The following is a 21,893-nucleotide window of genomic DNA, read 5'->3' as shown; positions in this document are numbered from 1 at the left end:
ATGGCTAAGGAAAAGTTTGAACGCTCCAAACCGCACGTGAACATCGGGACGATCGGTCACGTTGACCACGGCAAGACGACGTTGACGGCTGCGATCACCAAGTATTTCGGCGATTTCAAGGCCTATGACGCGATCGACGCGGCGCCGGAGGAGAAGGCGCGGGGGATCACGATCTCGACGGCGCACGTGGAATACGAGACCGACGCGCGGCACTATGCGCACGTCGACTGCCCGGGCCACGCCGACTACGTCAAGAACATGATCACGGGTGCGGCGCAGATGGACGGCGCGATCCTGGTGGTGAACGCGGCCGACGGCCCGATGCCGCAGACGCGCGAGCACATCCTCTTGGGCCGCCAGGTGGGCATTCCCTACATGGTGGTGTTCCTGAACAAGGTTGACCAGGTGGACGACGCCGAACTGCTCGAGCTGGTCGAGATGGAAGTGCGCGAGCTGCTGTCGGAATACGAGTATCCGGGCGACGACATCCCGATCATCGCGGGCTCGGCCCTGGCCGCGCTCGAGGGGCGTGACCCGGAGATCGGCGAGAACAAGATCCGCGAGCTTCTGGCGGCGGTGGACGAATACATCCCGACGCCGGCGCGCGCTGTCGATCAGCCGTTCCTGATGCCGATCGAGGACGTGTTCTCGATCTCGGGCCGGGGCACGGTTGTGACCGGGCGGATCGAGCGTGGCGTGATCAACGTGGGCGACGAGATCGAGATCGTCGGCATCAAGGACACCAAGAAGACGACCTGCACGGGCGTCGAGATGTTCCGCAAGCTGCTTGACCGCGGCGAGGCCGGCGACAACGTGGGCGTGCTCTTGCGCGGCATCGACCGCGACGCGGTGGAGCGTGGCCAGGTGCTGTGCAAGCCGGGTTCGGTGACGCCGCACACCAAGTTCGAGTGCGAGGTCTACATCCTGACCAAGGAAGAGGGCGGGCGTCACACGCCGTTCTTCGCCAACTACCGCCCGCAGTTCTACTTCCGCACCACGGACGTGACCGGGACGGTGACGCTGCCGTCGGGCACCGAGATGGTGATGCCGGGCGACAACCTGAAGTTCGAGGCCGAACTGATCGCGCCGATCGCGATGGAAGAGGGCCTGCGCTTCGCCATCCGCGAAGGCGGCCGCACCGTCGGCTCGGGCGTCGTGTCGAAAATCCTCGCGTAAGAGGCGCGTCGAGAGAATTGCAGGGGCCGTCCTTCGGGGCGGCCCTTTTCTCATCCGGTGGGATCGTCTAAACTTGCCCCCACCACCAATGGAGGGCCAGATGGACAAGCGCTGAACCGACCTGAATTGAACGCAACCCGTTTCACAGGAGTTCAGCCATGCCTGCGCCCTTTCTCGACGCCGATGCGCGTCATCCCCTGACCCGTCTCGATGGTGAGCCGCATGTCCAGACCGTGCAGCTTGCCCGTGTCATCGACCACCCGAACATCGAGGTCGGCGATCACACCTATTACAACGATTTCGACCCGGTCGCGGACCATGCCGCCCGGATCGCGCCCTATCTTTATGCCGGTGCGCCCGAGCGTCTGGTGATCGGGCGGTTTTGCCAGTTCGCCCATGGCACGCGGTTCATCACCTCGTCGGCGGACCATCCGAAACGCTGGTTTTCCAGTTTTCCCTTCGCGATGTTCAACCACGAGGTTCTGGATCTCTACCGTGAGGAATTCGCCAGGGGGCGTGACACGGTGATCGGCCATGATGTCTGGATCGGACATGGTGCGCTGATCCTGCCGGGGGTGACCGTCGGCAATGGCGCGATCATCGGCGCGGGCGCGGTGGTGGCGCGCGACGTGCCGGGCTGGAGCGTGGTGGCCGGCAACCCGGCCTGCGAGGTCCGCGCGCGGTTCGCGCCCGAGGTCGCGGCGCTGCTCGACCGGCTGGCGTGGTGGGATCTGCCGCTTGCGGAGATCCGCGCGCTGGTACCGGTTCTGGCCTCGGCGGATGTCGATGCGCTGGCGGCGGCGGTGGCGCGGTTGCGCCCGGGCAGGTGATGCGATTGCGCTGGCCGGTGCCGCGCGGCGCTGGCAGGATGGGTGCATGACAAGCCTGCTACGCCATGCCTATGCGCTGGACGGGCCCCGCGCCGGTCAGCCTCTGTCGGAAGCCGAGGCCATCGCGGCCCTGCGCGCCGACGATCTTGCCTGGGTGCATCTGCCGGCCACCGACCCGGGCACGCGCGCCTGGATCGAGACGCATCTCGGCTATCTCGACGACCACGCCACCGAGGCGCTGGTGGCCGAGGAGACCCGGCCGCGCGCCACCTTCATCGGCGACGGGGTGCTCTTGGTGCTGCGCGGCATCAACCCCGGTGCGGGGGCCGACCCGGAGGACATGGTCTCGGTTCGCATCTGGGCCGATCCGCATCGCATCGTGACACTGTCACGCCAGCCGATGCCAGTGCTGGACGACCTCGTCGCCAGCTTCGCCGGGCCGGATCGCCCCTCGACCGCCGGCGCCTTTCTGGCGGCGCTGGCGGATTTTCTGAACAACGAGATCGAGACCTTCGCCGCGAACCTGTCGGAGGCGGCGGCGGACATCGAGGAACGGGTGATCGACACCCCCGACCCCGATCAGCGCCGCACGGTGATGACCATCCGGCTGGCCGCGATCACGCTGCGCCGCCATATCGCACCGCAACGCGACGCGCTGGAGGCGCTGATGCGCGCGACCGGGCCGCTTCTGGCCGCAGACGACCGGCGGCATCTGCTGGAGGTTCACGACCGCATCACCCGGCTGGTGGAAAACCTCGACGCGATGCGCGAACAGCTTTCGGTGCTGCGCGAGGAGTTGGCCGGGCAGCTTTCGGACCGGATCAACCGCAACATGTATCTGCTGTCGATCCTGTCGGCGGTGTTCCTGCCGCTGGGCTTTTTCACCGGGTTGTTCGGTATCAACATCGCCGGGATGCCGGGCACCGACGATCCGCGCGCCTTCGCGCTGTTCGCGGGCGCGATGCTGGCGGTGGCGCTGGGGGTGCTTGGTTTTCTGCGCTGGAAACGGTGGTTCTGAGGCCGCTTTGCCCCTTGCAAATGCAGGATCGCTTTCGTATGTCACAGGCCGGCCACAGGGGTATAGCTCAGTTGGTAGAGCGACGGTCTCCAAAACCGTAGGTCGCGGGTTCGAGCCCTGCTGCCCCTGCCATTTCCTCCGACATCCCAGATATTTCCGCGTTCCCGCCAAATCGCTGCCGGATTCCGCCGCGAATCTGGGCCGGGATCATCCGGGCGGAGTCGGAGCGTGCAGCGTCTTTTCATTCTTTTGCTGGTTTTGCCCTGGTGGGCGTATTTCCCGCTGGCGGGCGGGGTCGGCTATCTGGCCGAGATGAGCTATCGCGGCGCATTGGCCGAACAGGCCGAAAAGGCGGCGGCGCTGGCGGAGGCTCCGCCGCCGGTCGTCGATCTGTCCGCGTTGCGCCGGGATGGCGACATTCACGCCGCGGACGAGGTGCATGTGCGTGGCTGGATCGACACCGACCGCAATTACGAACTGATCAAGCGGACCAACGGGGTGCGGACCGGCACCCGGTTCATGTACATGATGTTCGGTTCGCAGGACGTTCCGGGCGTGCAGGTGGTGCGCGCAGCGATGGTGTTGACCAAGGCCCAGCGGGATGCGTTTGTCGACCGGATCGACGATTTCATGGTTGCCGAGATCGAAGGCCGGCCGGTGTTCGATCTGAACGGCTTTGGCGAATTGACGGGAACCTATGCCGCGCTCGCCTACGACGCGATCGAGGAGCAGGGGTTGGAGCGCAGCGACGAGTTCATCTTTGTCGAGCCGTTCCTCGAGGGGCGCGCGGCGGCGCTGGCCCCCAAGGGTGTGCCGATGAAGACGCGCGGGAACGGCTGGCTGATCGCGCTGGGCGTGGCGCTGTTCGGGGTGGTTCGCTGGTATTTGAACCGTGCGACGGCGGGGCCGCGCACGCCGGGGGATGGCTATGACGCCGGTCCGATCTCAGGGCCGGGCCAGCCGGCGGTGCCCCTGGCGAAGTCGATCGCGCCCAACAGCCCACTTGGCCGCATCGCGGCCCGGCGCGCGCCGCCGGAGGCGCAGCAACCGGCCCCTGCAAGGGTGGCGTCGGGCAATGTCGCGGTGCGCCGGGTGGTGCCGCGCGCGGTCAACGCGCCGGCGCCGGAAGCTCCGCCGGTCTCCCCGGCGCCGCGCACCGGGTTCGATCTGGCCTTCCTCGTCAAGGTCGGGCTGGGCATGGCGGTGGTGGGGCTGGTCAGCTATGATCCGGGGCTGATCTCGCGGATGCTTCCGATGGCCTTGCCGTTGGCCCTGATGGCCGGCACCTTGCTGTTTGCCCGCCGGTTGCGCCGCGCCGTGACCGCGATTTTCTCCCGCGGCGGCGACAAGGTCGTCTGAGCACGCAAGGCGGGCTTGAAAACCCCCGGCACTTGCCGTATGTGCGCCCTGTTCCGCGAAAGGCAGAATTGATGGCAAGACCCAACCCGTTCCAGTTCATTCAGCAAGTGCGCTCCGAAGTCGCCAAGGTGGTCTGGCCGACCCGCCGCGAGGTGCTGACCACGACCGGCATGGTCTTTGCGCTCGCCGCGCTGACGGCGATCTTCTTTTCGCTGGTCGATCTGGCGATCCGCACGGGTCTGTCCGGGGTGCTCAACCTGTTCGGCTGACGCGGCGTGGGCGTTCGGGCCGGAACGGCAGGCGCCAAAAGGCTTGAATCCACACGGTTTCACGGGTAGAGCGAGCCTCAATTCCCGAACAGGCGTGCAATGATTCGAGTTGCACGCCGCTTTTTGTTTCGGGCGAAGCGGCGCAACCGCTTGGAATTCATTGACGATCGGCGGCACGCCGCCGGATACGATGCGAGGCTGAAACAGATGGCGAAACGGTGGTATTCGGTGAGCGTTCTCTCGAATTTCGAGAAGAAGATCGCCGAGCAGATCAGAACTGCTGTCGCCGATGCCGGGCTCGAGGACGAGATCGACGAGGTTCTGGTCCCGACCGAAGAGGTCATCGAAGTGCGCCGCGGCAAGAAGGTCACCACCGAGCGCCGGTTCATGCCGGGCTATGTGCTGGTGCACATGGAAATGTCCGACCAGGGCTATCACCTGATCAACTCGATCAACCGCGTCACCGGCTTTCTCGGCCCGCAGGGCCGCCCGATGCCGATGCGCGATGCCGAGGTCGAGGCGATCCTTGGCCGGGTCGAGGAAGGCGAGGCGGCACCGCGCACGCTGATTTCCTTCGACGTGGGCGAGAAGGTCGCGGTCACCGACGGCCCGTTCGAGGGCTTCGACGGCATGGTCGAGGGCATCGACGAGGACAACCAGCGCCTCAAGGTGTCGGTGTCGATCTTTGGCCGGGCAACCCCGGTCGAACTGGAATTCACCCAGGTCACGAAACAGGGCTAGGGTGACGGCCGGGCCGATGCCCGGCATCCGTGTGGGAGGCGAGGGCGACGCGTCGTCCGGACCAGACCACATCAACCGAGGCCGGTGAAACGCGTTTTGCCGGTGTTGAAAGAAGGAGAGGCCAGATGGCCAAGAAAGTCGTCGGCAAGATGAAGCTGCAGATCCCTGCAGGTCAAGCCAACCCGTCGCCGCCCGTGGGCCCCGCCCTTGGTCAGCGCGGGATCAACATCATGGAATTCTGCAAGGCGTTCAACGCCAAGACGCAGGACATGGAGCAGGGCGCGCCGTGCCCGACCGAGATCACCTATTACGGCGACAAGTCGTTCACCATGGTGATCAAGACGCCGCCCGCGGCGTATTTCCTCAAGAAGGCAGCCGGGCTCAAGCCGGTCGGCAAGCGCAACCGCCCGCGTGGCTCCGAAGCGCCGGGCCGCACCGTCGCCGGAACCGTGACGGTCGCGCAGGTGCGCGAGATCGCGGAAGCGAAGATGAAAGACCTGAACGCCGTCGATATCGAAGGCGCGATGAAGACCGTCATCGGCTCTGCCAAGTCGATGGGTATCGAGGTGAAAGGGTAAGTCATGGCCAAGATCGGAAAACGTACCCGCGCCGCCCGCGAAGCCTTTGCCGGCAAGTCCGACGTGTCGGTCGAGGATGCCGTCAAGCTGGTCAAATCGAACGCCAACGCCAAGTTCGATGAAACCGTCGAGATCGCCGTCAACCTCGGCGTCGACCCGCGCCATGCCGACCAGATGGTCCGCGGCGTGGTCTCGCTGCCCAACGGCACCGGCAAGACCGTGCGCGTCGCCGTCTTTGCCCGCGGCGCGAAGGCCGAAGAGGCACAGGCCGCCGGGGCCGACATCGTCGGTGCCGAAGACCTGATGGAGATCGTTCAGGGCGGCAAGATCGAGTTTGATCGCTGCATCGCCACCCCGGACATGATGCCGGTCGTCGGGCGCCTGGGCAAGATCCTCGGCCCGCGCAACCTGATGCCGAACCCCAAGGTCGGCACCGTGACGATGGACGTGAAACAGGCCGTCGAAGCCGCCAAGGGCGGTGAGGTCCAGTTCAAGGTCGAAAAGGCCGGTGTGGTTCACGCCGGCGTTGGCAAGGTCTCGTTCGACGAGGGCAAGTTGGTCGAGAACGTGCGCGCCTTCGTGGACGCGGTGCAGAAGGCCAAGCCGGCCGGCGCCAAGGGCTCCTACATGCGCAAGGTGTCCCTGTCCTCGACGATGGGGCCGGGTGTCTCGGTCAGCATCGACAGCGCCACCGGCAACTGACGCCGGATCGACAGTTGAATTTGCACAAAGGCGGGTCCGGTGGGCCCGCCTTTTTTGCATTTTTCACCAACGCAAGCTTGCATGAACTGCGTTCTTGTCCTATTTAGTGTAGTAACAAAAAATGAAGATCGAGTATGATCCCGCCAAGCGCGACACGACCCTTGAGGTTCGCGGGCTGGACATGGCGGACGCGATGGCGGTGTTCGACGGTCCCCATTTGACGGTCGAGGATGATCGGCGGGATTATGGCGAGACACGAAACCTTACCATCGGTTTCCTGGCGGGCCGCCTGGTGGTGATGGCATGGACGCCGCGTCAGGGTGCGATTCGAGTGATCAGCATGAGGAAGGCAAATGAGCGCGAGAAAAGAGCATACGGACCGCGACTTGAGCAGTGAGCCCGATGAAGACCTGCCCGATCTGTCCACGGAATACTGGGCCAGGAAGATTGCCAAGGCACCGGTGCAGCGGGGCAGGCCGAAAGCGGCTGTCACCAAGGTTTCCACGACGATCCGGCTGGACCCTGACGTGATCGAAGCCTTCAAGGCCGAAGGGGCGGGATGGCAAAGCCGAATGAACGAAGCATTGCGAAAAGCGGCGGGGCTGGAGTAGCCTCACCAATCCCGCATTTGGGGCTTTTCTTTTCCGCCGCGAGATACTACACCCCTCGCCTGTCAGGTCGCCCGAGTCGTTCGTGGCGGCCTGTCGATTCGTCCGAGACGGCGGGTGGTGGCGCTTTTGCTTCCATAATTCCTGCCTGAGACGGGTAGACCCGGATTTCTTCGGTTGGCCCAGGCCTTCCGGGGCGAGATTGGCAGACCCGTAAGGACTCGACCATCGGGCCCAAAGCCCGGTGAAACATGAGCCGGAGGGTCGCAAAACCCTCCATACTTGGAGTGAAACTGTGGATAGAGCCCAGAAAGAGAAAGTGGTCGAGGAACTCGGCCAGATCTTCGAAAGCTCTGGCGTCGTCGTGGTTGCCCACTACGAAGGTCTCACGGTTGCTGAAATGCAGGACCTGCGCGCGCAAATGCGTGAAGCGGGCGGGTCGGTGCGTGTTGCCAAGAACAAGCTCGCCAAGATCGCCCTTGAAGGCAAAGCGGTGGCTTCGATCACCGAATACCTCGAGGGGATGACCGTTCTCGCCTTCTCCGAAGACCCTGTGGCTGCGGCCAAGGTCATGGACAAATACGCCAAGGGTAACGAAAAACTCGTGATCCTCGGCGGTGCCATGGGCGAAACGGCTCTGGATCCGGCCGGTGTCAAAGCCGTCGCCGCGATGCCGTCGCGTGAAGAGCTCATCGCTCAGATCGTGTCGCAGATCGGCGCGCCTGCTGCCAACATCGCCGGTGCCATTGGCGCACCTGCTTCGAACATCGCATCCATCCTTTCCACCATCGAGGAAAAGGCTGCGTAAGCAACCCCGAGACCGGCGTGGCGAAGCATCGCTGACGTTGGATCACATGACCAGAAAACGGAAACAGTAAAATGGCTGATCTGAAGAAACTTGCTGAAGAGATCGTGGGTCTGACCCTTCTCGAAGCCCAGGAACTGAAAACCATCCTCAAGGATGAATACGGCATCGAGCCCGCCGCGGGCGGCGCCGTGATGATGGCCGGCCCCGCCGGCGACGCCGGTGGCGAAGCCGCCGAAGAGAAGACCGAATTCGACGTCGTCCTGAAGTCGGCCGGCGGCAACAAGATCGCCGTCATCAAGGAAGTCCGCGCGATCACCGGTCTTGGCCTCAAGGAAGCCAAGGACCTGGTCGAAGCCGGTGGCAAGATCAAGGAAGGCGTGTCCAAGGACGAAGCCGAAGAGATCAAGACCAAGCTCACCGGTGCCGGCGCCGAAGTCGACGTGGCCTGACGGCTCTGGCGGGCTGATCCCCGCCGTTTGAAACACTGGCTGGGTCCGGAATTCCGGGCCCAGCCGAACCTGTCTTGGCAAGGGCTTCACGACAAGCCTTTTCCAAGGCGTGGTTCGCGGATCGGGAGGGCGCCGGTGGGACGGCACCCGGGAATTGATCCGAACCCCCCATCTCGAACGGCGCGCGGCCGGGGCCCGACGGCTGGCGCGTCAGTGAGAAAAGAATAGGTGTATTCCCGATGGCGCAGTCCTACCTCGGTCAGAAACGTCTCCGCAAATACTATGGCAAGATCCGCGAAGTCCTGGAAATGCCGAACCTCATCGAGGTTCAGAAGTCGAGCTACGACCTCTTTCTGAACTCCGGCGACGGGCCCGAGCCCACCGATGGCGACGGCATCCAGGGGGTGTTCCAGTCGGTCTTTCCGATCAACGACTTCAACGAGACCGCGGTGCTTGAGTTCGTGAAATACGAGCTCGAGGCGCCGAAATACGATGTCGAGGAATGCCAGCAGCGCGACATGACCTATTCGGCGCCGCTCAAGGTCACGCTGCGCCTGATCGTATTCGATGTCGACGAGGACACCGGCGCCAAGTCGGTGAAGGATATCAAGGAACAGGACGTGTTCATGGGCGACATGCCGCTCATGACCCAGAACGGCACCTTCGTGGTCAACGGCACCGAGCGGGTGATCGTCAGCCAGATGCACCGCTCTCCGGGCGTGTTCTTCGACCACGACAAGGGCAAGACCCATGCCTCGGGCAAGCTGCTGTTCGCCTGCCGAATCATTCCCTACCGCGGTTCGTGGCTGGATTTCGAGTTTGACGCCAAGGACATCGTGTTCGCGCGCATCGACCGTCGCCGCAAGCTGCCGGTGACGACGCTGCTCTATGCCCTGGGCATGGATCAGGAAGGCATCATGAATGCCTATTACGACACCGTCGACTACAAGCTGGTGAAGAACAAGGGCTGGGTCACCAAGTTCTTCCCCGAGCGGGTGCGCGCCACCCGTCCGACCATGGACCTGGTCGATGCCAAGACCGGCGAAGTCATCTTCGAAGCCGGCAAGAAGGTCACGCCGCGCGCGGTGAAGAAGCTGATCGACGAAGGCAAGGTCACCGAGTTGCTGGTGCCGTTCGACGCGATCGTCGGGCGCTATGTCGCCAAGGATATCATCGACGAGAAGACCGGCGCGATTTACGTCGAGGCCGGCGATGAACTGACCTGGGAAGTCGACAAGAACGGCGACGTGACCGGCGGCACGCTGAAAGAGCTGGTCGACGCCGGTGTCACCGATATCCCGGTGCTCGACATCGACAACGTCAACGTCGGCCCCTACATCCGCAACACCATGGCGGTGGACAAGAACATGGGCCGCGACACCGCGCTCATGGACATCTACCGGGTGATGCGCCCGGGCGAGCCGCCGACCGTCGACGCCGCCTCGGCGCTGTTCGACAGCCTGTTCTTCGACAGCGAACGCTATGACCTTTCGGCCGTTGGCCGGGTCAAGATGAACATGCGCCTCGACCTCGACGCCGACGACACCCAGCGCACGCTGCGCCGCGAGGATATCGTGGCCTGCATCAAGGCGCTGGTCGACCTGCGCGACGGCCGCGGCGACATCGACGACATCGACCACCTGGGCAACCGCCGGGTGCGCTCGGTCGGCGAGCTGATGGAAAACCAGTATCGCGTCGGCCTGCTGCGCATGGAGCGCGCGATCAAGGAGCGCATGTCGTCGGTCGAGATCGACACGGTGATGCCGCAGGACCTGATCAACGCCAAGCCCGCCGCCGCCGCGGTGCGCGAGTTCTTCGGCTCGTCGCAGTTGTCGCAGTTCATGGACCAGACCAACCCGCTGTCGGAAGTCAGCCACAAACGCCGCCTGTCGGCGCTTGGCCCGGGCGGTCTGACCCGCGAACGTGCCGGGTTCGAGGTGCGCGACGTGCACCCTACGCATTATGGCCGGATGTGCCCGATCGAGACGCCGGAAGGCCCGAACATCGGCCTGATCAACAACCTCGCCAGCTTTGCGCGGGTGAACAAGTATGGTTTCATCGAAACCCCCTACCGCAAGGTCGTGGACGGGCAGGTGACCGATGAGGTCAAATACATGTCCGCCACCGAGGAAATGCGCCACACCGTCGCCCAGGCGAACGCGCATCTCGACGAAAATGGCCGGTTCGAGAACGACCTGGTGAACACCCGCCAGTCGGGCGAATACACCATGGCGCCGCGCGAAAGCGTCGACCTGATCGACGTGTCGCCGAAACAGCTGGTCTCGGTCGCGGCCTCGCTGATCCCGTTCCTCGAGAACGACGACGCCAACCGCGCGCTGATGGGCTCGAACATGCAGAAACAGGCAGTGCCGTTGCTGCAGGCCGAGGCGCCGCTGATCGGCACCGGGATCGAGGGCAAGGTCGCCGTCGATTCGGGCGCCGCGATCCAGGCCCGCCGGGCCGGCGTGATCGACCAGGTGGACGCCACCCGTATCGTTGTGCGTGCCACCGAGGATCTGTCGATCGGCGATCCGGGGGTCGACATCTACCGGCTGCGCAAGTTCCAGCGTTCGAACCAGAACACCTGCATCAACCAGCGCCCGCTGGTGACCGTGGGGCAGACCGTCGAGAAGGGCGAGGTGATCGCCGATGGCCCCTCCACCGACATGGGGGAACTGGCGCTCGGCAAGAACGTGGTCGTCGCCTTCATGCCGTGGAACGGCTACAACTACGAGGACTCGATCCTGATCTCCGAGCGCGTGGCGCGTGACGACGTGTTCACCTCGATCCACATCGAGGAGTTCGAGGTCGCGGCCCGTGACACCAAGCTCGGGCCGGAAGAGATCACCCGCGACATTCCGAACGTGGGCGAAGAGGCGCTGCGCAACCTCGACGAGGCCGGCATCGTCTATATCGGCGCCGAAGTGCAGCCGGGCGACATCCTGGTGGGCAAGATCACCCCGAAGGGCGAAAGCCCGATGACGCCCGAGGAAAAGCTGCTGCGCGCGATCTTCGGTGAAAAGGCGTCGGACGTGCGCGACACCAGCTTGCGCGTCAAGCCGGGCGATTTCGGCACTGTCGTCGAGGTTCGGGTGTTCAACCGCCATGGCGTCGAGAAGGACGAACGTGCGCTTCAGATCGAACGCGAAGAGGTCGAGAGCCTGGCGCGCGACCGCGACGACGAGCTGGCGATCCTGGATCGCAACATCTACGCCCGTCTGCGCTCGATGATCGAAGGCAAGACCGCGGTGAAGGGGCCCAAGGGCGTCAAGGCCGGATCGAAGATCGACGAGGCGCTGCTGGACAGCCTGTCGCGCGGCCAGTGGTGGCAACTGGCGCTGGAGGACGAACAGGACGCGGCCCAGGTCGAGGCGCTGCATTCGCAATACGAGGCGCAGAAACGCGCGCTGGAGCACCGCTTCGAGGACAAGGTCGAAAAGGTGCGCCGCGGCGACGACCTGCCGCCGGGCGTGATGAAGATGGTCAAGGTCTTCATCGCCGTGAAGCGCAAGCTGCAGCCGGGCGACAAGATGGCCGGGCGTCACGGCAACAAGGGCGTGATCTCGAAGGTGGTGCCGATGGAGGACATGCCGTTCCTCGAGGATGGCACGCCGGTCGATTTCTGCCTCAACCCGCTGGGTGTGCCGTCGCGGATGAACGTCGGTCAGATTCTCGAAACCCACATGGGCTGGGCGGCGCGCGGCCTCGGGATGCAGATCGAAGAGGCGTTGGGCGAATACCGGCGCTCGGGCGACCTGACCCCGGTGCGCGAGGCGATGCATCACAGCTATGGCGACGATGTCTATGACGAGGGCATCGCCAAGATGGACGAGGCGACGCTGGTCGCCGCGGCCGAGAACGTCACCCGTGGCGTTCCGATCGCGACCCCGGTGTTCGACGGCGCAAAAGAGGCCGACGTGAACGATTCACTGATCCGGGCGGGTTTCGACACCTCGGGCCAGTCGATCCTGTTCGACGGCCGCACCGGCGAGCAGTTCGCCCGCCCCGTGACCGTCGGCGTCAAGTACCTGCTCAAGCTGCATCACCTGGTGGACGACAAGATCCACGCCCGTTCGACCGGGCCTTACAGCCTGGTCACCCAGCAGCCGCTGGGCGGCAAGGCGCAGTTCGGCGGGCAGCGGTTCGGCGAGATGGAAGTCTGGGCGCTGGAAGCCTACGGCGCAGCCTACACGCTGCAGGAAATGCTGACGGTGAAGTCGGACGACGTGGCCGGCCGCACCAAGGTCTACGAGTCGATCGTCAAGGGCGAGGACAACTTCGAGGCCGGCGTTCCCGAGAGCTTCAACGTGCTCGTCAAGGAAGTCCGGGGTCTCGGCCTCAACATGGAACTCCTGGATGCGGAGGAGGATGAGTAACGGCGCCCACGGCAAAAGCCTGACAAGGCTTTTGCCCAATCCTTTCGCAAAGGATTGGCGCCGCGTCACCCCGACCGCACCAGATTGAGGAATTCAAGATGAACCAGGAACTGACCACCAACCCGTTCAACCCGCTGGCTAGCCAGAAGATCTTTGACGAAATCAAGGTCTCGCTGGCCTCGCCGGAACGAATCCTGTCGTGGTCCTACGGCGAGATCAAGAAGCCGGAAACCATCAACTACCGGACCTTCAAGCCCGAGCGCGACGGGCTGTTCTGCGCCCGCATCTTCGGGCCGATCAAGGACTATGAATGCCTTTGCGGCAAATACAAGCGCATGAAGTATCGCGGCGTCGTCTGCGAGAAATGCGGCGTCGAGGTGACGCTGCAGAAGGTGCGCCGCGAGCGTATGGGTCACATCGAGTTGGCCGCGCCGGTTGCGCATATCTGGTTTCTCAAGTCGCTGCCGTCGCGCATCGGCCTGATGCTGGACATGACTTTGCGCGACCTCGAGCGTATCCTCTACTTCGAGAACTACGTGGTGATCGAACCGGGTCTGACCGACCTGACCTATGGCCAGTTGATGAACGAGGAGGAATACCTCGACGCCCAGGACCTTTACGGCACGGACGCCTTCACTGCCAATATCGGCGCCGAGGCGATCCGCGAGATGCTGGCCGCGATCGACCTCGAGAGCGAGGCGGAGCAGCTGCGCGCCGATCTGGCCGAGGCGACGGGTGAGCTGAAGCCCAAGAAGATCATCAAGCGGCTCAAGATCGTCGAGAACTTCCTTGAGTCGGGCAACCGCCCGGAATGGATGATCCTGACGGTGATCCCGGTCATTCCGCCGGAACTGCGCCCGCTGGTGCCGCTGGACGGTGGCCGGTTCGCAACGTCGGACCTCAACGACCTGTATCGCCGGGTGATCAACCGCAACAACCGTCTCAAGCGGCTGATCGAGCTGCGCGCGCCCGACATCATCGTGCGCAACGAAAAGCGGATGCTGCAGGAATCGGTCGATGCGCTGTTCGACAACGGCCGCCGTGGCCGGGTGATCACGGGGGCCAACAAGCGCCCGCTGAAATCGCTCTCGGACATGCTCAAGGGCAAGCAGGGCCGGTTCCGCCAGAACCTTCTGGGCAAGCGGGTCGACTTCTCGGGCCGCTCGGTGATCGTGACCGGGCCGGAACTCAAGTTGCACCAGTGCGGCCTGCCCAAGAAGATGGCGTTGGAGCTGTTCAAGCCGTTCATCTATTCGCGGCTCGAGGCCAAGGGGCTGTCGTCGACGGTCAAGCAGGCCAAGAAGCTGGTGGAAAAGGAACGCCCCGAGGTGTGGGATATCCTCGACGAGGTGATCCGCGAACACCCGGTGTTGCTGAACCGCGCGCCGACGCTGCACCGCCTCGGCATCCAGGCGTTCGAGCCGATGCTGATCGAAGGCAAGGCGATCCAGCTTCACCCGCTGGTCTGCTCGGCCTTCAACGCCGACTTCGACGGCGACCAGATGGCCGTGCACGTGCCGCTGTCGCTCGAGGCGCAGCTTGAAGCGCGCGTCTTGATGATGTCGACCAACAACGTGCTGTCGCCGGCCAACGGCGCGCCGATCATCGTGCCGTCGCAGGACATGATCCTGGGGCTTTACTACATCACGATGGAGCGCAAGGGCATGAAGGGTGAAGGCATGGCCTTTGCCGATGTCGACGAGGTTCAGCACGCGCTGGATGCCGGCGAGGTGCATCTGCACGCCAAGGTTCAGGCCCGGATCAAGCAGATCGACGAAGAGGGCAACGAGGTCTACAAGCGCTTCGACACCACGCCGGGCCGTATCCGCCTGGGCGCGCTGCTGCCGATGAATGCCAAGGCGCCGTTCGACCTGGTCAACCGTCTGCTGCGCAAGAAAGAGGTGCAGCAGGTCATCGACACCGTCTACCGCTACTGCGGCCAGAAGGAATCGGTCATCTTCTGTGACCAGATCATGTCGATGGGCTTCAAGGAGGCGTTCAAGGCCGGGATTTCCTTCGGCAAGGACGACATGGTCATTCCCGAAACCAAGTGGGGCATCGTCGAGACGGTGCGCAACCAGGTCAAGGAATACGAACAGCAATACATGGACGGCCTGATCACCCTGGGCGAGAAATACAACAAGGTGGTCGATGCCTGGTCGAAGTGTTCCGACCAGGTGGCCGACGCGATGATGGGCGAGATTTCGGCGGTGCGCACGGACGATGCGGGCGCCGAGATGGAGCCCAACTCGGTCTACATGATGTCGCACTCGGGTGCGCGGGGCTCGCCGGCGCAGATGAAGCAGCTTGGCGGGATGCGCGGGCTGATGGCCAAGCCCTCGGGCGAGATCATCGAGACGCCGATCATCTCGAACTTCAAGGAAGGCTTGACCGTTCTTGAATACTTCAACTCGACCCACGGCGCCCGCAAGGGCCTGGCCGACACCGCGCTCAAGACCGCGAACTCGGGCTACCTGACCCGGCGACTGGTCGACGTGGCGCAGGACTGCATCGTGCGCGAAAAGGACTGCGGCACCGAACTGGCGATCACCGCGTCCGCGGCGGTCAACGATGGTGAAGTGGTCTCGAGCCTGGCCGAACGCATTCTGGGCCGGGTGACCGCCGAGGATGTCATCAACCCGGCAACCGGCGAGGTCGTGCTGTCGAAGAACGAGCTGATCGACGAGCGCAAGGCCGATGCCGTCGAGGCGGCGGGTCTTGCCTCGATCCGCATCCGCTCGCCGCTGACCTGTGAGGCCGAGGAAGGCGTCTGTGCGACCTGCTACGGGCGAGACCTGGCGCGCGGCACGATGGTGAACGTCGGCGAGGCCGTCGGCATCATCGCGGCGCAGTCGATCGGCGAGCCGGGCACGCAGCTGACGATGCGAACCTTCCACATCGGCGGCATCGCCCAGGGCGGCCAGCAGTCGTTCCAGGAAGCCAGCCATGAAGGCAAGGTCGAATTCCGCAACGCCAGCACGCTGCAGAACGCCTCGGGTGAAGAGATCATCATGGGCCGCAACATGCAGATCGCGATCATCGACGAGAACGGGGTCGAACGGGCGTCGTTCAAGCCGGGCTACGGCTCCAAGCTCTACGTCAAGGACGGCGCCAAGATCGCCCGCGGCGACAAGCTGTTCGAATGGGACCCCTACACCCTGCCGATCATCGCCGAGGCTGCCGGCACCGCGAAATTCGTCGACCTCGTCTCGGGCATATCGGTGCGCGAGGACACCGACGACGCGACCGGCATGACACAGAAGATCGTGTCCGACTGGCGGTCGGCGCCCAAGGGCTCGGACCTCAAGCCCGAGGTGATCCTGGTCGGTGAAGACGGCGAGCCGGTGCGCAACGACGCCGGCAATCCGATCACCTACACCATGTCGGTGGACGCGATCCTGTCGGTCGAGGACGGCGCGGCGATCCAGGCCGGCGACGTGGTGGCGCGTATCCCGCGCGAAGGCGCCAAGACCAAGGACATCACCGGCGGTCTGCCGCGGGTGGCGGAACTGTTCGAGGCACGGCGTCCCAAGGATCACGCGATCATCGCCGAAATCGACGGCCATGTGCGTTTCGGCAAGGACTACAAGAACAAGCGCCGCATCGCCATCGAACCGACGGACGAAAGCCTCGAGCCGGTGGAATACATGGTGCCCAAGGGCAAGCACATCCCGGTTGCCGAGGGCGATTTCGTCCAGAAGGGCGACTACATCATGGACGGCAACCCGGCGCCGCACGACATCCTGGCGATCATGGGTGTCGAGGCGCTGGCGGACTACATGATCGACGAGGTGCAGGACGTCTATCGTCTGCAGGGCGTGAAGATCAACGACAAGCACATCGAGGTGATCGTTCGCCAGATGCTGCAGAAGTGGGAGATCATGGACTCGGGCGAAACCACGCTGCTCAAGGGCGAGCATGTGGACAAGGCCGAGTTTGAAGCCGCCAACGACAAGGCGATCGCCAAGGGGGGCCGTCCGGCCCAGGGTCAGCCGATCCTGCTGGGCATCACCAAGGCGTCGCTGCAGACGCGTTCGTTCATCTCGGCGGCGTCGTTCCAGGAGACCACGCGGGTGCTGACCGAGGCGAGCGTCCAGGGCAAGCGCGACAAGCTGGTCGGGCTGAAGGAAAACGTCATCGTCGGCCGGTTGATCCCGGCCGGCACCGGCGGGGCCACGATGGAGGTGCGCCACATCGCCCAGGAGCGTGACCGCAAGGTGATCGAGGCGGCCCGCGCCGAGGCCGAAGCCGCCGCCGCCCTGGCCGCGCCGGAAGACGACGGCGACGGGTTCTCGGCCGACGACGTGTTCGGCACGCGCCCCGACCCGGACGAGACGCCGGATCACGGCGAGGACAGCCGCGACTGAGCCAAGCGGACCTGACAACGGAAAGCCCCGCCGATCCGGCGGGGCTTTCTGGTTTTCGCGACCTCCGGTCGGCTCGACGGTGCCGTGGCGTTCTTTCCGCGAAACCCCGTGTTGACAAGCCCCCCGACTCCCCATATACGCGCGCCATTCGGGCTACCGGGCCTTGTCCCGCGCGCCTGTCTGCAAAAGACATGTGGACACGATCCGGGCATACCCGCGAGGGCGCCCCGATCCTCTGAGAACCCACCGCGTCGCCCCAAGGGAATGGGGCGGGTGCGGCACCTTGCGTTTTACGGACGCGTATGACGCTGAAACGATTTGAAATGTGTTGCAACACGGGGAACGAGACCCAATGCCAACGATCCAACAGCTGATCCGCAAGCCGCGACAGCCCAAAGTCAAGCGCTCGAAGTCCATGCACCTTGAGCAGTGCCCGCAGAAACGCGGCGTCTGCACGCGCGTCTATACCACCACGCCGAAGAAGCCGAACTCGGCCATGCGGAAAGTCGCCAAGGTGCGCCTGACCAACGGCTACGAGGTGATCAGCTACATCCCCGGTGAAAGCCACAACCTGCAGGAGCACTCGGTGGTGCTCATCCGCGGTGGCCGGGTCAAGGACCTTCCGGGTGTCCGCTATCACATCCTGCGCGGTGTTCTGGATACCCAGGGCGTCAAGGACCGCCGTCAGCGTCGCTCCAAATACGGCGCCAAGCGTCCGAAGTAAGAGGAATTTGAGATGTCCCGTCGTCACGCCGCCGAAAAGCGCGAAGTCCTGCCCGATGCCAAGTATGGCGATCGGATCCTGACGAAATTCATGAACAACCTGATGATCGACGGCAAGAAGTCGGTCGCGGAAACCATCGTCTACAACGCGCTGGGCCGTGTCGAGGACAAGGTCAAGCGCGCGCCGGTCGAGATCTTCCACGAGGCGCTCGACAACATCAAGCCCTCGGTCGAAGTCCGTTCGCGCCGGGTGGGCGGTGCCACTTATCAGGTGCCGGTCGAAGTGCGCCCCGAGCGCCGCGAGGCGCTGGCGATCCGCTGGCTGATCGCTGCCTGCCGCAATCGCAACGAGAACACGATGGAAGAGCGTCTGGCGGGCGAACTGCTCGACGCCGTCAACGGTCGCGGTTCCGCCGTCAAGAAACGCGAAGACACCCACAAGATGGCCGACGCCAACAAGGCGTTCAGCCACTACCGCTGGTAAAACCCGAAAGACTGAGTTTATGGCACGCGAATACCCCCTCGAACGCTACCGCAATTTCGGCATCATGGCGCATATCGACGCCGGCAAGACGACGATGACCGAGCGGATTCTGTTCTACACCGGCAAGAACCACAAGATGGGCGAGACGCACGAAGGCGCCTCGACCATGGACTGGATGGAGCAGGAAGCCGAGCGTGGGATCACCATCACCTCGGCGGCGACCACGACGTTCTGGCAGCGCCAGGAAGACCCGACGCCGGAAGGCACCTCGGAGACCAAGACGCGCTTCAACATCATCGACACCCCCGGCCACGTCGACTTCACCATCGAAGTCGAGCGTTCGCTGGCCGTGCTCGACGGTGCCGTGGCGCTGCTCGACGGCAACGCCGGGGTGGAGCCGCAGACCGAAACCGTCTGGCGCCAGGCCGACCGCTACAAGGTGCCGCGCCTGGTGTTCGTCAACAAGATGGACAAGATCGGGGCCGATTTCTTCAACTGCGTGAAGATGGTCAAGGACCGCACCGGCGGCACCCCGCTGCCGATCGCGCTGCCGATCGGGGCCGAGGACAAGCTCGAGGGCATCATCGACCTGATCAAGATGGAAGAGTGGGTCTGGATCGGCGAAGACCTGGGTGCAAGCTGGGTTCGCCAGCCGATTCGTGCCGAGCTTCAGGATCTGGCCAAGGAATGGCGCGACAACATGATCGAGCTTGCCGTCGAGCAGGACGATGATGCGATGGAAGCCTATCTCGAGGGCGAAGAGCCCGACGAGGCGACCCTGCGCAAGCTGATCCGCAAGGGCACGCTGGCGCTGGCCTTCTTCCCGATGCTCGCCGGCTCGGCCTTCAAGAACAAGGGCGTGCAGCCGCTCCTCAACGCCGTGGTGGATTTCCTGCCCGGGCCCAAGGACGTGCCCACCCTGATGGGCTTCTCGCCGGACGACGAGAACGAAGAGCGCAACATTCCGCGCCCGGCCTCGGATGACGAGCCGTTCTCGGCGCTGGCGTTCAAGATCATGAACGACCCGTTCGTGGGCTCGCTGACCTTCACCCGGATCTATTCCGGGACGATCAAGAAGGGCGACCAGATGCTGAACTCGACCAAGGGCAAGCGCGAGCGTGTCGGTCGGATGATGCTGATGCATGCCATCGACCGGCAGGAAATCGAAGAAGCCTTTGCCGGCGACATCATCGCGCTGGCGGGCCTGAAGGACACCACCACCGGCGACACGCTGTGCGATCCGCAGAAGGCGGTGGTGCTGGAAACCATGACCTTCCCCGATCCGGTGATCGAGATCGCGGTCGAGCCGAAGACCAAGAACGACCAGGAAAAGATGAGCCAGGGTCTGGCGCGTCTTGCCGCCGAAGACCCCTCGTTCCGGGTCGAGACCGACATCGAATCCGGTCAGACCATCATGAAGGGCATGGGCGAACTTCACCTCGACATCCTGGTCGATCGCCTGAAGCGCGAATTCAAGGTCGAAGCCAACATCGGCGCGCCGCAGGTGGCCTATCGCGAGACCATCGGTCACGAGATCGAGCACACCTATACCCACAAGAAACAGTCGGGTGGGTCGGGCCAGTTCGCCGAGGTCAAGCTGGTGATTTCGCCAACCGAGCCGGGCGAGGGCTATTCATTCGAAAGCCGCATCGTCGGCGGTGCGGTGCCGAAGGAATACATCCCCGGCGTCGAGAAGGGCATCAAGTCGGTGATGGACTCGGGTCCGCTGGCGGGTTTCCCGGTGATCGACTTCAAGGTCGCGCTGGTCGACGGCAAGTTCCACGATGTCGACTCGTCGGTTCTGGCGTTCGAGATCGCCGGTCGGATGTGCATGCGCGAAGGTCTTCGCCGGGCGGGTGCCAAGCTGCTCGAGCCGATGATGAAGGTCGAGGTGATCACGCCGGAGGAATACACCGGCAACATCATCGGTGACCTGACCTCGCGTCGCGGCCAGGTCTCGGGGCAGGAACCGCGCGGCAACGCCGTGGCGATCTCGGCCTTCGTGCCGCTGGCCAACATGTTCGGCTATATCAACACGCTGCGCTCGATGAGCTCGGGCCGGGCCCAGTTCACCATGCAGTTCGACCACTACGATCCGGTGCCGCAGAACATCTCGGACGAGATCCAGTCGAAATACGCTTAACCGGGATGGCGGGGAGACCCCCGCCCTACCCATCCACCGTAGGGCGGGGTTCACCCCGCCGCCCGTAAAGACCAGAGGAGGCCATCATGGCTAAGGAAAAGTTTGAACGCTCCAAACCGCACGTGAACATCGGGACGATCGGTCACGTTGACCACGGCAAGACGACGTTGACGGCTGCGATCACCAAGTATTTCGGCGATTTCAAGGCCTATGACGCGATCGACGCGGCGCCGGAGGAGAAGGCGCGGGGGATCACGATCTCGACGGCGCACGTGGAATACGAGACCGACGCGCGGCACTATGCGCACGTCGACTGCCCGGGCCACGCCGACTACGTCAAGAACATGATCACGGGTGCGGCGCAGATGGACGGCGCGATCCTGGTGGTGAACGCGGCCGACGGCCCGATGCCGCAGACGCGCGAGCACATCCTCTTGGGCCGCCAGGTGGGCATTCCCTACATGGTGGTGTTCCTGAACAAGGTTGACCAGGTGGACGACGCCGAACTGCTCGAGCTGGTCGAGATGGAAGTGCGCGAGCTGCTGTCGGAATACGAGTATCCGGGCGACGACATCCCGATCATCGCGGGCTCGGCCCTGGCCGCGCTCGAGGGGCGTGACCCGGAGATCGGCGAGAACAAGATCCGCGAGCTTCTGGCGGCGGTGGACGAATACATCCCGACGCCGGCGCGCGCTGTCGATCAGCCGTTCCTGATGCCGATCGAGGACGTGTTCTCGATCTCGGGCCGGGGCACGGTTGTGACCGGGCGGATCGAGCGTGGCGTGATCAACGTGGGCGACGAGATCGAGATCGTCGGCATCAAGGACACCAAGAAGACGACCTGCACGGGCGTCGAGATGTTCCGCAAGCTGCTTGACCGCGGCGAGGCCGGCGACAACGTGGGCGTGCTCTTGCGCGGCATCGACCGCGACGCGGTGGAGCGTGGCCAGGTGCTGTGCAAGCCGGGTTCGGTGACGCCGCACACCAAGTTCGAGTGCGAGGTCTACATCCTGACCAAGGAAGAGGGCGGGCGTCACACGCCGTTCTTCGCCAACTACCGCCCGCAGTTCTACTTCCGCACCACGGACGTGACCGGGACGGTGACGCTGCCGTCGGGCACCGAGATGGTGATGCCGGGCGACAACCTGAAGTTCGAGGCCGAACTGATCGCGCCGATCGCGATGGAAGAGGGCCTGCGCTTCGCCATCCGCGAAGGCGGCCGCACCGTCGGCTCGGGCGTCGTGTCGAAAATCCTCGCGTAA

18 protein-coding genes and 1 tRNA gene are annotated in these 21,893 nt (G+C 64.2%); all 19 read left to right on the top strand.

Annotated features, from left to right (window positions below; all coding sequences use genetic code 11):
- A partial coding sequence (gene tuf / locus FVF75_RS17015) for an elongation factor Tu (RefSeq protein WP_148379067.1) occupies positions 1-1,176 on the top strand: 1,176 nt, incomplete at its 5' end.
- 158 nt (positions 1,177-1,334) lie between these two features.
- Positions 1,335-2,006: a CatB-related O-acetyltransferase gene (locus FVF75_RS17010; protein WP_148380002.1), complete on the top strand. Its 672-nt coding sequence runs from the start codon at positions 1,335-1,337 to the stop codon at positions 2,004-2,006.
- 46 nt (positions 2,007-2,052) lie between these two features.
- A complete protein-coding gene (locus FVF75_RS17005; protein WP_148380001.1) occupies positions 2,053-3,024 on the top strand; it encodes a zinc transporter ZntB in 972 nt (323 codons plus the stop codon).
- 56 nt (positions 3,025-3,080) lie between these two features.
- Positions 3,081-3,156 (top strand) — tRNA-Trp (locus FVF75_RS17000).
- Positions 3,157-3,252: 96 nt separating this feature from the next.
- A complete protein-coding gene (locus tag FVF75_RS16995) occupies positions 3,253-4,383 on the top strand; it encodes a hypothetical protein (protein WP_148380000.1) in 1,131 nt (376 codons plus the stop codon).
- 71 nt (positions 4,384-4,454) lie between these two features.
- Positions 4,455-4,652, top strand: coding sequence for a preprotein translocase subunit SecE (gene secE / locus FVF75_RS16990; RefSeq protein WP_148379999.1), 198 nt, complete (start codon positions 4,455-4,457; stop codon positions 4,650-4,652).
- Between the two features lie 207 nt (positions 4,653-4,859).
- The gene (gene nusG, locus FVF75_RS16985) at positions 4,860-5,393 is read left to right on the top strand and encodes a transcription termination/antitermination protein NusG (protein ID WP_148379998.1); all 534 of its coding nucleotides are present in this window, start codon (positions 4,860-4,862) and stop codon (positions 5,391-5,393) included.
- 125 nt (positions 5,394-5,518) lie between these two features.
- Positions 5,519-5,971: a 50S ribosomal protein L11 gene (gene rplK / locus FVF75_RS16980; protein ID WP_148379997.1), complete on the top strand. Its 453-nt coding sequence runs from the start codon at positions 5,519-5,521 to the stop codon at positions 5,969-5,971.
- 3 nt (positions 5,972-5,974) lie between these two features.
- On the top strand, positions 5,975-6,673 hold the full coding sequence (gene rplA / locus FVF75_RS16975; protein WP_148379996.1) for a 50S ribosomal protein L1: 699 nt from the start codon (positions 5,975-5,977) through the stop codon (positions 6,671-6,673).
- A 121-nt stretch (positions 6,674-6,794) separates the two neighbouring features.
- Positions 6,795-7,070, top strand: coding sequence for a BrnT family toxin (locus FVF75_RS16970; protein ID WP_148379995.1), 276 nt, complete (start codon positions 6,795-6,797; stop codon positions 7,068-7,070).
- On the top strand, positions 7,027-7,284 hold the full coding sequence (locus tag FVF75_RS16965) for a BrnA antitoxin family protein (RefSeq protein WP_148379994.1): 258 nt from the start codon (positions 7,027-7,029) through the stop codon (positions 7,282-7,284). Before FVF75_RS16970 ends, FVF75_RS16965 begins: the two co-directional genes overlap by 44 nt.
- A 292-nt stretch (positions 7,285-7,576) precedes the next feature.
- Positions 7,577-8,089: a 50S ribosomal protein L10 gene (gene rplJ / locus FVF75_RS16960; RefSeq protein ID WP_148379993.1), complete on the top strand. Its 513-nt coding sequence runs from the start codon at positions 7,577-7,579 to the stop codon at positions 8,087-8,089.
- Positions 8,090-8,160: 71 nt separating this feature from the next.
- Positions 8,161-8,538, top strand: a complete 378-nt coding sequence (rplL, locus tag FVF75_RS16955; protein ID WP_148379992.1) for a 50S ribosomal protein L7/L12 — start codon at positions 8,161-8,163, stop codon at positions 8,536-8,538.
- Between the two features lie 239 nt (positions 8,539-8,777).
- Positions 8,778-12,914, top strand: coding sequence for a DNA-directed RNA polymerase subunit beta (gene rpoB, locus FVF75_RS16950; protein ID WP_148379991.1), 4,137 nt, complete (start codon positions 8,778-8,780; stop codon positions 12,912-12,914).
- 98 nt (positions 12,915-13,012) lie between these two features.
- Positions 13,013-17,281 (top strand): DNA-directed RNA polymerase subunit beta', encoded by a 4,269-nt coding sequence (gene rpoC, locus FVF75_RS16945; RefSeq protein WP_148379990.1) that lies wholly within the window; start codon positions 13,013-13,015, stop codon positions 17,279-17,281.
- 352 nt (positions 17,282-17,633) lie between these two features.
- Positions 17,634-18,005 (top strand): 30S ribosomal protein S12, encoded by a 372-nt coding sequence (gene rpsL / locus FVF75_RS16940; protein ID WP_043846677.1) that lies wholly within the window; start codon positions 17,634-17,636, stop codon positions 18,003-18,005.
- A 12-nt stretch (positions 18,006-18,017) separates the two neighbouring features.
- Complete coding sequence (rpsG, locus tag FVF75_RS16935; RefSeq protein WP_148379989.1) at positions 18,018-18,488, top strand: 30S ribosomal protein S7; 471 nt, start codon at positions 18,018-18,020, stop codon at positions 18,486-18,488.
- Positions 18,489-18,507: 19 nt separating this feature from the next.
- Positions 18,508-20,631: an elongation factor G gene (gene fusA, locus FVF75_RS16930; RefSeq protein ID WP_148379988.1), complete on the top strand. Its 2,124-nt coding sequence runs from the start codon at positions 18,508-18,510 to the stop codon at positions 20,629-20,631.
- Between the two features lie 86 nt (positions 20,632-20,717).
- Positions 20,718-21,893: an elongation factor Tu gene (tuf, locus tag FVF75_RS16925; RefSeq protein ID WP_148379067.1), complete on the top strand. Its 1,176-nt coding sequence runs from the start codon at positions 20,718-20,720 to the stop codon at positions 21,891-21,893.

The organism is Maritimibacter fusiformis, from assembly GCF_008086115.1.
In the GTDB taxonomy this organism is placed as follows: Bacteria; Pseudomonadota; Alphaproteobacteria; order Rhodobacterales; family Rhodobacteraceae; genus Muriiphilus; species Muriiphilus fusiformis.
This window is presented reverse-complemented; position numbering and strand designations above follow the sequence as displayed.

Coding starts and splice junctions, on each gene's coding strand:
- rplK (WP_148379997.1), top strand. CDS start 5,519: ATGGCCAAGAAAGTCGTCGGCAAGATGAAGCTGCAGATCCCTGCAGGT.
- rpsL (WP_043846677.1), top strand. CDS start 17,634: ATGCCAACGATCCAACAGCTGATCCGCAAGCCGCGACAGCCCAAAGTC.
- FVF75_RS17005 (WP_148380001.1), top strand. CDS start 2,053: ATGACAAGCCTGCTACGCCATGCCTATGCGCTGGACGGGCCCCGCGCC.
- rpoC (WP_148379990.1), top strand. CDS start 13,013: ATGAACCAGGAACTGACCACCAACCCGTTCAACCCGCTGGCTAGCCAG.
- rpsG (WP_148379989.1), top strand. CDS start 18,018: ATGTCCCGTCGTCACGCCGCCGAAAAGCGCGAAGTCCTGCCCGATGCC.
- secE (WP_148379999.1), top strand. CDS start 4,455: ATGGCAAGACCCAACCCGTTCCAGTTCATTCAGCAAGTGCGCTCCGAA.
- fusA (WP_148379988.1), top strand. CDS start 18,508: ATGGCACGCGAATACCCCCTCGAACGCTACCGCAATTTCGGCATCATG.
- rplL (WP_148379992.1), top strand. CDS start 8,161: ATGGCTGATCTGAAGAAACTTGCTGAAGAGATCGTGGGTCTGACCCTT.
- FVF75_RS16970 (WP_148379995.1), top strand. CDS start 6,795: ATGAAGATCGAGTATGATCCCGCCAAGCGCGACACGACCCTTGAGGTT.
- FVF75_RS17010 (WP_148380002.1), top strand. CDS start 1,335: ATGCCTGCGCCCTTTCTCGACGCCGATGCGCGTCATCCCCTGACCCGT.
- tuf (WP_148379067.1), top strand. CDS start 20,718: ATGGCTAAGGAAAAGTTTGAACGCTCCAAACCGCACGTGAACATCGGG.
- rpoB (WP_148379991.1), top strand. CDS start 8,778: ATGGCGCAGTCCTACCTCGGTCAGAAACGTCTCCGCAAATACTATGGC.
- FVF75_RS16965 (WP_148379994.1), top strand. CDS start 7,027: ATGAGCGCGAGAAAAGAGCATACGGACCGCGACTTGAGCAGTGAGCCC.
- nusG (WP_148379998.1), top strand. CDS start 4,860: ATGGCGAAACGGTGGTATTCGGTGAGCGTTCTCTCGAATTTCGAGAAG.
- rplA (WP_148379996.1), top strand. CDS start 5,975: ATGGCCAAGATCGGAAAACGTACCCGCGCCGCCCGCGAAGCCTTTGCC.